The sequence below is a fragment of the Pedobacter sp. 10L46_2 genome (assembly GCF_056395165.1).
This window is the reverse complement of record NZ_JBFTIZ010000085.1, coordinates 1-14,050: the sequence shown is the minus strand read 5'-3', so window position 1 is coordinate 14,050 and position 14,050 is coordinate 1. Positions and strand designations below refer to the sequence as shown.

9 protein-coding genes are annotated in these 14,050 nt (G+C 39.0%); all 9 read left to right on the top strand.

Features of this window, described 5'->3' with window-relative positions; translation table 11 throughout:
• Positions 1 to 208 precede the first annotated feature (208 nt).
• Positions 209 to 1,132 carry a family 2A encapsulin nanocompartment shell protein gene (locus AC1DDX_RS11600; protein ID WP_048906269.1) on the top strand — a complete coding sequence of 308 codons (924 nt, stop codon included), beginning with the start codon at positions 209 to 211 and terminating at the stop codon, positions 1,130 to 1,132.
• A 3-nt stretch (positions 1,133 to 1,135) separates the two neighbouring features.
• Positions 1,136 to 2,818: a family 2A encapsulin nanocompartment cargo protein cysteine desulfurase gene (locus AC1DDX_RS11595; protein WP_337716870.1), complete on the top strand. Its 1,683-nt coding sequence runs from the start codon at positions 1,136 to 1,138 to the stop codon at positions 2,816 to 2,818.
• 94 nt (positions 2,819 to 2,912) lie between these two features.
• The gene (locus AC1DDX_RS11590; protein WP_337716872.1) at positions 2,913 to 3,263 is read left to right on the top strand and encodes a hypothetical protein; all 351 of its coding nucleotides are present in this window, start codon (positions 2,913 to 2,915) and stop codon (positions 3,261 to 3,263) included.
• A gap of 79 nt (positions 3,264 to 3,342) precedes the next feature.
• Positions 3,343 to 4,095 (top strand): porin family protein, encoded by a 753-nt coding sequence (locus tag AC1DDX_RS11585; protein WP_477622061.1) that lies wholly within the window; start codon positions 3,343 to 3,345, stop codon positions 4,093 to 4,095.
• A gap of 198 nt (positions 4,096 to 4,293) precedes the next feature.
• Positions 4,294 to 5,943, top strand: a complete 1,650-nt coding sequence (locus AC1DDX_RS11580) for an FAD-dependent oxidoreductase (protein ID WP_477612323.1) — start codon at positions 4,294 to 4,296, stop codon at positions 5,941 to 5,943.
• A gap of 79 nt (positions 5,944 to 6,022) precedes the next feature.
• Positions 6,023 to 6,547, top strand: coding sequence for a ligand-binding sensor domain-containing protein (locus tag AC1DDX_RS11575; RefSeq protein WP_477612324.1), 525 nt, complete (start codon positions 6,023 to 6,025; stop codon positions 6,545 to 6,547).
• A gap of 103 nt (positions 6,548 to 6,650) precedes the next feature.
• Complete coding sequence (locus AC1DDX_RS11570; protein WP_477622060.1) at positions 6,651 to 10,103, top strand: hybrid sensor histidine kinase/response regulator transcription factor; 3,453 nt, start codon at positions 6,651 to 6,653, stop codon at positions 10,101 to 10,103.
• A 180-nt stretch (positions 10,104 to 10,283) separates the two neighbouring features.
• The gene (locus tag AC1DDX_RS11565) at positions 10,284 to 11,162 is read left to right on the top strand and encodes an AraC family transcriptional regulator (RefSeq protein ID WP_477622059.1); all 879 of its coding nucleotides are present in this window, start codon (positions 10,284 to 10,286) and stop codon (positions 11,160 to 11,162) included.
• Positions 11,163 to 11,256: 94 nt separating this feature from the next.
• A partial coding sequence (locus AC1DDX_RS11560) for a SusC/RagA family TonB-linked outer membrane protein (RefSeq protein ID WP_477622058.1) occupies positions 11,257 to 14,050 on the top strand: 2,794 nt, incomplete at its 3' end.

Below are 14,050 nucleotides of genomic sequence, written 5' to 3'. Positions count from 1 at the left end.
AGCCAGGTCATCCGACCTGGCTTTAAATTTTAAACAAAACTCAGACGAGCTAACAAATTTCGATTAGAAATTGTGTATGATTTGACTAAGGTATAACTATTTTATTAAATAGTCTACTAATTCCGTAGAATTAATATATAAATTATATATTTAGGGAAGGATTATTTAAAGTAATAGATCTATTTATACATAATTAATTAAACAAATCATGGCAGAAAAATTAAATCCAACACAAACCGCATTAGGTGATGTTGCCGCAAGGCCGCTGGCTATTGCAACCCGTACCGTGCCGCAGGCATCATTTATTACTCCAAGATGGTTGCCTCATCTTTTAAGCTGGACGCCCGTAGAGTCAGGGATTTACAGAGTGAACAAAGTAAAAGAAGGAGAATCAGTGGATGTAGATTGCTCTAACAGAGACGAACGTGTATTGCCTAACACATTTGTAGATTATGTAGCACAGCCACGTGAGTATCTGCTTAGTGCAGTAAATACCGTGCTTGATGTACATACCAGGGTTTCCGATTTGTATAGCAAACCTTACAACCAGATCAGTGAGCAATTGCGCCTTACTATTGAAGCCATTAAAGAACGTCAGGAAAGCGAACTGATCAATAATAAAGAATACGGTTTGTTGCACAGTATTGTACCTTCTCAGCGTATTTCTACACGTTCAGGAGCACCCACACCAGATGATCTGGATGAGTTGATCACTAAAGTATGGAAAGAACCCGGATTCTTCCTCCTTCATCCACTAGCGGTAGCTGCCTTTGGCAGGGAGTGTACACGCAGAGGCGTACCACCACCAACGGTATCTTTGTTTGGTTCTCAGTTCATCACCTGGAGAGGAATTCCTTTAATCCCTTCCGATAAAGTGCCTATAGAAAATAATAAAAGTAAAATATTGCTCATCAGAACAGGAGAGAGCCGTCAGGGTGTAGTGGGTTTATATCAGCCCGATCTTCCCGGTGAGCAATCTCCTGGTTTATCAGTTCGCTTTATGGGGATCAATGAAAAAGCAATTGCTTCTTATCTGGTATCTCTTTACTGTTCGCTGGCAGTTTTGGTAGATGATGCTATTGCTGTACTCGACGATGTTGAAATTAATAAATATCATGAATATAAATACTAGGTTATGAGTGGTACAATTAATGGTCCGAATGGACTGCCAGATGTACATCTCTTAGAGAAACTGGCAAATGAACTTTTTTTCTCGGCTCCCGGAACATTGGATAAAACTCAATCTTCACCTTTGGCAATTAATCAGGGAAATTCTGTCGATCTTCTGGATCCGCAAACAAGTTTGCCGGATGCAAATAATCTGGGGCTGGGGCATGTGCCTGCCTCCACACATGGAAGTGGGGGTATCTCACCCGGCACCAAATCAGTGAATGCCCTGCCGTTTGAAAACGACAGACCCTTTGAGAAAGAATTGAGCAAAGCCCTGGCTGCAGTTAATGTTTACAGTCCTTCTTCTCAATTGCCATTTACACCTTCGGCAGTTTTGGGAGAACATTCATATTACTTCTCTTCTGCAGAAAAGCTTGCCAAAGGAGACTACCGCGAAATAACTGGCCAATCTTACCCTGCATTTAACGTAAACATTGTTCGTAACGATTTCCCAATCCTTTCAGAGTATGTAAACGGAAAACCCCTGGTTTGGCTGGATAACGCTGCAACCACCCAAAAACCGCGACAGGTAATAGAAAGGTTAAGCTATTTTTATACACATGAAAATTCCAACATACATCGTGCTGCCCATGAATTAGCTGCCCGTTCTACCGATGCTTATGAAGCAGCAAGACAGAAGACACAGCACTTTATAAATGCCAGATCAGCAAATGAAGTGGTATTTGTACGCGGAACAACCGAGGCTATAAACCTGGTTGCAGATAGCTGGGGTGCCCAATATCTTCAGGAAGGAGACGAAATCATCATCAGCCATTTGGAACATCATGCCAATATAGTTCCCTGGCAGTTATTGGCCAAAAAGAAGAACTTAAAATTAAGAGTGATCCCGGTTGATGATGATGGACAAGTTATTCTTGATGAATATGCAAAATTGCTGAATCCAAGAACAAAGCTGGTTTCTTTCACCTTGGTATCTAATGCATTAGGAACGGTAACCCCGGCAAAAACAATTGTAGATATGGCTCATGCTGCGGGAGCAAAAGTGCTTGTCGATGGTGCACAGTCTGTTTCACACATTCGTACGGATGTACAATCACTTAATGCAGATTGGTTTGTGTTTTCTGGGCATAAAATTTTTGGGCCTACAGGTATTGGTGTATTATATGGTAAAGAGGAGTTGTTAAACAGTGCACAGCCTTATCAGGGTGGTGGCAATATGATTAAAGATGTAACGTTTGAACATACCCAGTTTAATCCCGCGCCATCACTTTTTGAGGCAGGAACAGGTAACATTGCGGATGCAGTTGGTTTAGGCGCGGCAATAGACTATGTTCAAAAGATTGGGATTGACAACATTTACAACTATGAGCATTTTTTGTTAGGCTACGCAACAAAGCAGTTACAGCAAATTCCAGGATTGCGCTTAATTGGAACGGCAGCTAATAAAACGAGTGTGCTTTCATTTGTATTAGATGGATTTACAACTACTGAAGTTGGCGAGGCATTAAGCAAAGAAGGTATTGCCGTAAGATCCGGCCATCATTGTGCTCAGCCCATACTGAGAAGGTTTGGATTGGAAGCAACGGTGCGACCATCTTTGGCATTCTATAACACTTGTGCAGAGATTGATAAATTGGCTGATACAGTTAGCAGCTTAAAAAACGGAAATCAATTTCGTGTAAGGTAGCAGATCTTATTAAGGCTGGTATATAGAAAGTATGCCAGCCCCAACTATTATTAAGCCAAAACTGCTATATTAGCGGAAGCAAGCAAACTATTAAATGGACCATCCTTATAAATCAGAACTTTTAGTAAACCTAAAAGCACATTATCTTGGCCGCAACTGGCGCTCAATTAGCTATTTTGATGCTAAAAGAGATGAGATTTTATTTGTTTTACCTGAAACGGATGATGTTAGCCATGCACTTAACAATTTGTATGAGGTTTTAGGAACATTGCCAGAGATCGATCATCCTAAGGAACGTGTAGTAATCAGTTTCTGCTATGAAAACGGCGATTCATACTGTTCGCGTTTAATTAATCCCAACAAACAGGACGAAATCAACCTTGCTTTGATTGGCTACCGTCCGGAACGCAAAATCCGTCCTGAAGAACTTCAGGAGATGGAATAGTAAAGCTTTCTCGCTCAAAATGTTACGATAGTAACGGATTATATTTCATAAATTAGAGTACACACAAATAAAACACGCTATGAAATCTAATTTATGTTTTTTCATACTGCTCTTCTATGGGCTGTATGTTCAGGCCCAGGAACAGCCTGATTTTGAGAAAAAGGTAAGGTTTGGGATTAAAACAGGCATTAACGGCTCTCTTTTTACACGCAACGTAACGCCCACAGCCAACTCAAAAAGAACTGACCTCAGTTATTTTAACCGCTATTTCCGTGCATCTGCACTTGTTGGATTAACTGCCGATGGGCGATTAACAGAACGAATTACACTGGGTGCCGAGTTGCTCTTTAATTCCAGAGGGATGGTTTACAGAGAAAAGAATAATTATGTAATTATTGTTGACGATGACGGACAGGAGCAGCAGGCCTATAATAACTATAATTTCAATATTGATTATGTAGAACTCCCAATCCTGATCAGTTACAATTTTAAACCAAGTGCATACAGACTCTTCTTATCGGCTTATGCCGGCATGGCACCGGGTATTGCTGTTAATTCGAAAACAAAATTAAGATATGAAGATGGGGTAGACGGCGATGGCGGCAGGGGCCGAAACGAAACGCTGCCTTTAAAATATGTAAATCATTTTAACAACAGCTTGCTTGCGGGTATTAAGGTGGGCGACAATAAACCATGTAGAATAAATCTCTATGGTGATTTTAGGATCAGTTATACCCTGCTGCCGGTTTTTAATCGCACTGTATCAGACCAAGGCGATAACCTGGATACCCGAATGCTTACCTTTTCCGCAAGCCTTGGTGTAAGGTTTTAATTAGTAAACCAGTCGTTATCGTAGTTTTACTGAGGTGTTGTTAGGGCTTTGCTAAGGCATTCCCAGGGCTTTTTGCCCTATCAAGGCCCTAGCAAAGCCCTATCAACGCCCTGTTAAAGCCCCACAGCCAAAAGTTTGATATAAAATGTATATTTTGCTGTTCTAACCAAATACATGTTTAACCCTATTACTAATAAAATGTTATATAAAACGATACTTACTTCCATTTTTATTATATTTTCCAATTTTGGTCTGCAGGCTGCAGATAAAAAACCATATGAAGCAGATCTTATAATTTACGGTGGCACCTCAGCAGCGGTAACAGCAGCAGTAACTGCTATAAAATTGGGTAAAACTGTTATTGTTGTTTCTCCCGATATTCATCTCGGAGGCTTGTCATCCAGTGGATTGGGTTTTACAGATACCGGAAATAAAGAGGTGATAGGAGGCTTATCCCGAGATTTTTATCATCGGGTTTATTTACATTATCAGCAAGATACTGCATGGAAATGGCAAAAAAAGGAAGAATATGGGAACAAGGGGCAAGGAACACCTGCTATTGATGGTAAAGACCGCACAATGTGGATATTTGAACCACACGTTGCCGAAAAAATAATGGAAGATTTTATCAAAGAAAGTAATATTAAAGTTTACCGCAATGAATGGTTAAACCGTAAAGATGGTGTAGAGATGAAGGATGGTAAAATTACATCAATCACTACATTAAGTGGTAAGCAATTTAGTGGTAAAATGTTTATTGATGCCACCTATGAGGGAGATTTGATGGCTGCGGCAAAGGTTAGCTACCACATAGGCCGTGAAGCAAACAGTGTATACGGAGAAACCTGGAATGGCGTGCAAACAGAAGTGTTTCAGCATGGCCATCATTTTAAAACAAATATAGATCCATATAAAGTTACCGGCGATAAAAGCAGCGGTCTACTGGTAGGCATATCCGACCAGGATCCGGGGATAAAAGGAGAGGGCGATAACAAGTTGCAGGCATATTGCTTTAGAATGTGTCTCACCAATAAGGCAGAGAACAGAATTACATTTCCAAAACCTGATAATTACAACCCAGCAAATTACGAATTGCTGGCTAGGGTGTTTCAGAGTGGATGGAAAGAGTTGTTTGATAAATTTGATGACATACCCAATCATAAAACGGATACCAATAATCATGGTCCGTTCAGTACCGATTATATTGGCATGAACTACGATTATCCGGAGGCTTCATACGAAAAGCGAAAGCAGATCATTAAACAGCATGAAGATTATCAGAAAGGATTAATGTATTTCATGATCACAGACCCACGTGTTCCGGCTGATCTGCAAAAAAGACTGCAAACATGGGGTTTATCTAAAGACGAATTTAAAGATAATGGAAACTGGCCCCACCAAATTTATGTAAGAGAGGCCAGAAGGATGATAAGTGATCAGGTACTTACAGAAAACGAAACTTTAGGACGGAAGGAAGTGCCTCAACCTATTGGGATGGGTTCTTATGCTTTAGATTCGCATAATACACAACGATATGTAACCGATAAGGGATTTGTGCAGAATGAGGGCGATATAGGTGTGCATGCCCCTAAACCTTATAGCATCTCTTATGGATCAATAGTTCCTAAAAAAGGAGAATGTGGCAATTTGCTGGTGCCGGTTTGTGTTTCCAGCTCCCATATTGCTTATGGTTCCGTTAGAATGGAACCTGTTTTTATGATCCTTGGTGAATCGGCAGCAACTGCAGCTGTTATAGCCATAGATGACCAGGTAGATGTTCAGCAGGTTGTCTATAAAAAACTGGAAACCCAGCTGCTAAAGCAAAAGCAGAGATTAAGGTTGAATTAATAAAATCAACTATTGTATTTTTATGGCAAATCTATTTGTTTTACTTTCGTTGAACTAAAGAATAGGGTTAACACCAAATATGAGCCGTAATAAATTATTGTATCACTTAATTAACAGTGTATTATTGTTAGTGCCGCTTCTTTGCGGTGTAGATGCCAGTGCTCAAAAAAACAATATAAGCTTTAATCACCTAACGGTAGAAGATGGTTTGTCGCAAAGCAGTGTACTCTCTATAGCTCAGGACAGTATGGGGTTTATGTGGTTCGGAACTAAAGATGGACTTAACAAGTTCAATACTCAAAGATTCGAAGTATTTAAGCACGATAAAAACAACAATGCCTCTTTAAGCAGCAGTCAGAATATTAATTATTTGCTTACAGACAGAAAGGGCAATTTATGGGTAGGTACACAAAAAGGATTAAATCTTTATTTGCCTAAAAGTAATTCTTTTAAGAGATTTCTTCACGATCCGAAAGACAAAACCAGTATCAGTCACAATATTATCAGGAATCTTTTTGAAGACAATAAGGGAAATATTTGGGTCGGAACAGACAACGGGCTAAACAAGATGATAGCGCCTGATAAATTTCAGCGTTTTTTATAGCAGCAGTACCAAGGGTCAAGGGTTGGCGCATTCATTAATAAAAGCTATTCATCAGGACCATAATAATGTACTGTGGATTGCTACTATGCAAGGCCTTACCAGCATGAAAGAAAAAAAAGGAAAGTATGTTTTTCAATCTTATTTTCATGACCCCAGCAATCCAGCTAGTTTAATTGATGACGACCTTAGTGCTGTTTTTGAAGACCAGTACCATAATTTATGGATAGGTACGCATAATAATGGACTGGAATTAATGGACAGGGCTACCGGCACTTTTAAGCATTACTCGGCAAAAGGCGGACCCAGTAGTGGACTTAGCAGTAATGTAATTCGCAAAATCAAGGCAGACAAAGATGGAAAATTATGGATCTCCACCTTAAATGGTATAGATATATTTGATGTTAAAACAGGGAAGTTCACGGTTCTGAACCACGTCCCTAATGATCCATTAACCTTAAACCAAAATTCTACTTATGATATTCTGAAAGATGCGGCAGGTTCCATGTGGGTAGGTACTTACTATGGAGGGGTTAATGTGTACCATGCCAACTCTACCCCGTTCAGAGAATACAAGACCAGTCTGGGCGGTAATGGCATCAGCAGCAATGTAGTTAGTGCTATTGTTGAAGACGAAAACCATAATCTGTGGATTGGGACAGAAGCCGAAGGGTTAAATTATTATAACAGAACAACCGGGAAATTCAAAGCTATAAAAAATGAAATAGGCAACCCTAATTCATTAAGTTCAAACCTGGTAAAAGCCATTTCAATTGATAAGAAAGGAAGTGTTTGGGTAGCTACTTATGAGGGGAAKCTGGATAGATATTTGCCTTTTTCGGGTACTTTTAAGCATTATAAACCAAATACTGCAGATCCACATGCCTTAAACTCTAACAGGATCGTTTGTTTGCTACACGACAGCAGGGGCAGATTGTGGGTGGGAACACGCGCACAAGGCGTTTTTCTTTATAATGAGGCTAAGGATAATTTTACGCTGCTCAATAGCGCTGCCTATAACCAGGAGTTAAAGTTTGTAAGAACTTTTTTTGAGGATTCTGCAAAAAATATATGGATAGCTACAAATTCTGGTATTTATATAGCTTCAGCAAGTTCTAATCAGATTAAAGAGTTCAAGAGTAATAGCATTGATTTTAAATTCGACGACATCAATTTTATTAAAGAAGATTCGAAAGGCAATATCTGGATAGGTAGCTATGAATCAGGGTTGATTAAGTATGATAAAAACCGAGAAATAAGTAGGTTTACGATTAATGATGGTTTACCTAGTAATAACGCAGTAGGTTTTTTGGAAGACAGTAAGGGGAATTTGTGGGTAAGTACTTCCAACGGTTTATCGAAATTTGATGGACGGGTTTTTAAAAACTATACTGTTGATGACGGGTTGCCGGGAAATGTTTTTAATTACAACTCCTTTTTTAAAGACAGTAAGAACGAAATGTTCTTTGGTGGCTATACCGGTATGGTGAGTTTCTTCCCGGATCAGATAAGAGATAATAAAAAGGTGCCCAAAGCTATATTTACCAGGTTAAGGTTGTTTAATAAACCCGTAAATATTAATGATAAAACAGGCTTGCTTACTCAAAATATAGGCTTAACAAAGGAATTAACTTTTTCTTATCATCAGAATATCTTTACTATTGATTTTGCCATTCTAAACTATGTAAAATCCGAAAAAAACAGATACGCTTATCAACTTAAGGGTTTCGAAAAAGAGTGGAATTATGTAACTAATCCACAGGCCGCGTTTACCAATTTGCCGGCGGGCAGGTATGTTCTTTTAATTAAAGGAGCAAATAACGATGGGGTGTGGACCAGCAAGCCCGAGGAGATGATCATTAATGTAAATCCACCTTATTGGAAAACATGGTGGGCATATCTTATCTATATACTTTTGCTTTCGGGGCTTATATTCCTTGTTTTAAGGTTCCTGTGGATAAGAACATTGCTAAGGAAAGAGCACGAGATTTATCAGATGAAGCTCGATTTCTTTACAAATGTATCCCACGAGATCAGAACACCACTAACCCTTATTGTAGGCCCGTTGGAGCATTTGGTAAACGAAACAAAGGAATCGCCTGCCTTAAACAGAAGATTACTTACGGTAAAGAAAAATGCTGGCCGGCTAACCAGATTGGTGAATGAGCTGATGGATTTTAGAAAAGCCGAATCGGGTAATATGGAACTTAATGTGGCACCGGGGAATATTGTAAGCTTTGTTAAAGAGATTTATATTTCATTTACCTACGTAGCCCTTAAAAATCATATTGATTATCGCTTTAACTGCGATGAGGACATCATAGAAGTGTATTTTGATAGTGAACAACTGGAGAAGGTATTGTTTAACCTGCTCTCTAATGCGTTTAAGTTCACACCTGATCATGGAATTATCCGCCTGGATATTCTTAAGACCAGCGACAACCAGGTCGAAATAAGGGTAGCTGATAATGGAAAAGGGATTCCCGAAGAAAGCAGGAATAAGATATTTACAAACTTTTATCAGGTTAGAGACCATCGCTCGGGAACTACGGGTACAGGAATTGGTCTGGCCTTAGCCGAAAAGATAAGCAGGTTGCATCATGGTCGTTTATCATTGGTAAATAATGAGGAGCTTAAAGACGAAGACGTTCATACTTGTTTTAGCCTGAGGCTTAAATTAGGGAAAGAACATTTTAAAAAGGATGAACTTATTGAACAGTATATCAGCAGTGAAAACCCTATTCTTTATCAGCAGGTATCGGAAATTGAACCGGTAAAGAATTATGAGCCGGCAGAGAAAACAGAAGACGGGATAACTGTTTTAATAGTAGAAGATAATGTTGAGGTAAGGAGCTTTATTGCGCAATCTTTAAAGCAGTCGTACCAGGTAATAGAAGCCAATAATGGCGAAGAGGGTGTAGAAATGGCGATAGAGAAGATTCCTGATATTATTGTGAGTGATGTGATGATGCCGGTTATGGATGGATTGGAGCTTTGTCGTACACTTAAAACAGACCCACGCACAAGCCATATTCCTATTATATTGCTTACTGCGCGTTCCGGCAATATCCATGAGGTAAACGGACTGAAAACAGGAGCAGAGACCTACATTACAAAGCCATTTAGCATTAACAGCTTGCAACTTAATATTTATAATCTGCTAACCTTGCAGGCTAATATGCGTAGAAAGTTTAGTCAGCAGATAACACTTCAGCCAACCAATATTTTAATAGAATCGGCCGACGAGGAATTCCTGAATAAAATAATGGGATATATCGAAGCCAATTTTAACAATGAAGATTTTAGTGTAAATACACTTGCTGCGGAGGTAGGGATGAGCACACCAATTTTGTACAAGAAAATTAAGGCGCTTACAGATCTTACGGTAAATAACTTCATCAAATCTGTTCGTTTAAAGCGAGCCGCTCAGTTACTAAAGCAGGATGTTTATACCGTTTATGAGGTTGCCTATATGGTGGGCTTTAGTGATAGTAAATATTTCAGTAAAGAATTTGCAAAGCAATTCGGACAAACCCCCTCAGAGTACAGTTTAAAGTAACCTTTTTTCTGAATTTAAGAAAATCACCCTCTTTCTTTAAGATTTTAACCCCTCTTGCATTTTATTGGCGCTTACATTAGCTAAACCAAATATGTAAATCACCGGTGTATGAACGAGGTATCTCAAGCAGTGTTCTCTTGTGCGCCCGCATCTTATGGTTTTAACTTAATAAATTAAACTATGAAAGCACAACTACTAAAAGTTTCAATGTCGCCTGCTCAGTCATTTAGTGTTAGGCAGGATGTGGTTCCATCTGTTAATAACAAATGGCATTATCACCCAGAATTTGAATTAGTTTATTTCAGTAAAGGAAAAGGCACCCAATTTATCGGAGACAATATTAGCAGGTTTAATCAAGGTGATATTGTTCTTGTTGGCCCTCAGTTGCCACACTACTGGCGATTTGATGATATGTACTTTAGAAATAATAATCCTGCCTCTAACCCTGACGTAAGAGTGGTTCATTTCTCTGAAAATATGTGGGGTGAATCTTTTTTGAATTTACCCGAGAATAAGCTGTTAAAGTCTGTTCTGGAAAAGTCGAGAAGAGGACTAAAGATTAAGGGTAAAAACAAACAGCATATTGCTGATTTGATTTCTGAAATGCCCAATGCAGAAGGCATAGACAGGATAATTATTTTAATGCAAGTGCTCGCTGAAATCACTAAGTGTGAAAAATTGGAAACGTTTTCATCAATTGGTTTTCAGCATGAAATGGAGCATCATGAAAAGGATCGCATTAACGATATCTACGATTATTCTTATGCTAATTTTAAGAACAAGATCACTTTAGAAGAAATAGCTGATGTAGCTAAGATCAGTCCTAATTCATTTTGCAGGTACTTTAAATCTCGCACCAGGAAAACCTATTCGCAGTTTTTGATAGAGATTAAAGTGGGCAGGGCCTGCGAACTATTAATTGAACACAGCCTTAACCTAAAACAGGTATGCTATGATTGTGGCTTTAATAACTTCGCGAGCTTTTACAAATGCTTTAAAAAGATCACAGGAAAAAGTCCGCTATGTTATCAAAAAGAATTTGTTACCAATTTCAGTTAAATATTAAACATACAATCAATAAACTAACCAACCAACCTAACAAACTACGGGTTTGAGCAACTCGTGAATTAACCAACCAAATATTTTAAACGCTATGAAGAAAAATGATACTCAAACAGTTTCATGTTATGGCTATTCTGTATGTAAATTATTCAGTTTCCTATCCTTACGGATGGTGATAATTGGGTTTTTACTTACCGGTTCAGCAGCCTTTGGGCAAACCATTAATATTACGGGAACAGTAAAGGACGGCGGAGGGGGAGCAATACCCGGTGTAGGCGTCAGGGTAAAAAATGCCAAAGTATCCACACAGACTGATGCAAATGGTAAATACAGCATTACAGTTCCCGATGCAAATTCAACACTTGTGTTTTCTTACATCGGCCTTGTTTCGCAGGAAGCAGTTGTGGGCAATAAAAAGGTAATTGATATTACCCTGAAAGAAGATGAGTCTGCATTGGACGAGGTTGTAGTAACCGGATACGGCGAAAAAGTTAAAAAACGTGACCTCACCGGTTCAATATCATCAGTAACTGCTAAAGACATTGCAGAACGCCAGCCACTTACTTTATTTGATGCATTACAAGGGCAAGCCTCTGGCGTATTGGTTACCAATGATAACGGCGATCCGGCCGGACAGGGAACCATCCAGATCCGTGGAGCTTCTTCAATAAATGCATCGGGTACTGGCCCTTTGTATGTAATCGATGGAATCATTAGTGAGAACGGGAATTATATAAACCCTTCAGACATTGAGTCATTTGAAATTCTTAAGGATGTAGCGTCTGCGGCCATTTATGGTGCAAGAGGTGCAAATGGTGTAATCATCATAACTACTAAACGAGGTAAAGAAGGTAAGCCGCTTATTGGCGTTCAGTATACTTATAACAGAGGTGAGCTGGCAAATAAAATAAGAACTATTTCTGCTGATGAACTTAGGTTTTACAGAATGATAAGAGGTGGTGGTGCCGGAATTGGCGGAAATGTCGATTCTATTAACCCTTATCTGAATGCTGACAATGATTATCAGGAATTATTGTTCAGAACATCGGAAAAGCATACTGTTAACTTGAGCTTAAGTGGAGGCTCAAAAGGAATAACTTATTACGGGGGCTTAAATTATGTAGATAATCAAGCCATCGCATTGAACAGCTGGATTAAAAGAATACAATCGAAATTAAATGTAGAATATGCCATATCAGATAAGCTGACCATCAGCAACAACCTTGCTTTTGCTTATCAGACAGGAAATATCCTGAACATTCAGAATACAGCAAGGCAGATCTTTGAACGTAATCCGTGGACAAGTCTTTATAGGCCCGATGGAACGCTTGCAGGTTTTACAGAATCGAAAAGAAACCCTGTTGCTTTTGCCTTGTTGGATAAGAACATCGATAATGATTACCTGGCTCAGTTTAACACCCAGGCCAAGTATAAGATTTATAAAGATTTGAGCATTACTACCATGTTCAATGCTCAACTCGATAATCAAAACAGTAGAAATGTAACTCCGGCTATTATAAACAATGCTGCATTTTCTACAGGAACAGGATCAACAGAAAGAAAGGTTTATTGGGAAAGTCAGACCTATATGAACTACAACAAAACTTTTGGCAAAGACCATACAGTAACTGGTGTAGCTGGTTTTACTGCCGATAGAAGACGTAGGGATGAGTATAGAATCAGGGTAGAGGAGTTGTTGAGTGACGATATTTTTACTTCGAATGTGGGGATAATTGACCCTACAAATACGGGAACATTTGCGACAGCAAATTCAAATGTATCATTGCTGGCAAGGGGATCATATAGCTATAAAGGAAGATATATTGTTCAGGGAACTATCCGCAGAGACGGATCTTCAAGATTTGGAGAAAATAACAAATGGGGAAATTTTATATCTATGTCGGCCGCATGGCGATTCTCTGATGAGAAATTTATGGATTGGAGCAAAAGTTTTCTGGATGATGCAAAGTTAAGATATAGTTATGGGTCAGCGGGAAATGATGCTATCGGCGATTATCAATCGTATACTACCATAAATTTTGGCGGTAACTATTATAACGGGTTAAGCGGAGCAGCAGAGAATGTGGTTTTAGGAAATTCGCTTATCCAATGGGAAACAGCTACATCTGCCAATTATGGAATAGACCTTACCATGATCAAAGGAAGGTTAACTTTTACAGCAGAGTACTATAACAAAACCACGAAAGACCTGCTTTATCAGAGCGAGCTGGCTAAAGAAACAGGAAAAACTCAGGTTGCAGTAAATTTAGGTACCATAGAAAATACAGGTCTGGAATTTACCGTTGTGGGCACTCCAATTAAAACCGAGAAGTTTGGCTGGGACGTAAATGCAAACATTACATTCCCTAAAGCAAGAGTGAAGAAACTTGCTGATGGTACTGCATTTTTATCGGGTAATAAATGGCTGATACAGGAAGGTGGTAAAATCGGTGACTTCTTTATTTTTAAGAATCTTGGTGTTTACCAATACGATGTGTCAAATGCATATACACCCGAAGGTAAAAGACTTACTCCTATAAACGTGGTGGTTAGTGAAGATGGTAGCACAGTGACCAGTTTTGGAGGATRTACTTTAGATGGGCAACCATACACCGGAACTGTTAAAAGTAAATATTATAACAATGTAAAACTGCAAGGTGGTGACACTGAGTGGTTTGATGCTAATAATGACGGAAATATTGACGACAATGATAAGATCATTGCCGGAAATGGTTTGCCAACTTATTATTTCGGACTAAGTAATACCTTTAGATACAAGAGATTTTCATTGAGCTTCTTGTTTAATGGTCAGTTCGGTAATAAAATCTATAACAGGGTAGCTGCTGACCAGAACCGATTTAACTCTACTTATTCTCCGCCAACAC

Excerpts from the sequence above, each read along its gene's own strand:
- AC1DDX_RS11600 (WP_048906269.1), top strand. The coding sequence starts at position 209 with ATGGCAGAAAAATTAAATCCAACACAAACCGCATTAGGTGATGTTGCC.
- AC1DDX_RS11585 (WP_477622061.1), top strand. The coding sequence starts at position 3,343 with ATGAAATCTAATTTATGTTTTTTCATACTGCTCTTCTATGGGCTGTAT.
- AC1DDX_RS11595 (WP_337716870.1), top strand. The coding sequence starts at position 1,136 with ATGAGTGGTACAATTAATGGTCCGAATGGACTGCCAGATGTACATCTC.
- AC1DDX_RS11580 (WP_477612323.1), top strand. The coding sequence starts at position 4,294 with ATGTTATATAAAACGATACTTACTTCCATTTTTATTATATTTTCCAAT.
- AC1DDX_RS11575 (WP_477612324.1), top strand. The coding sequence starts at position 6,023 with ATGAGCCGTAATAAATTATTGTATCACTTAATTAACAGTGTATTATTG.
- AC1DDX_RS11590 (WP_337716872.1), top strand. The coding sequence starts at position 2,913 with ATGGACCATCCTTATAAATCAGAACTTTTAGTAAACCTAAAAGCACAT.
- AC1DDX_RS11565 (WP_477622059.1), top strand. The coding sequence starts at position 10,284 with ATGAAAGCACAACTACTAAAAGTTTCAATGTCGCCTGCTCAGTCATTT.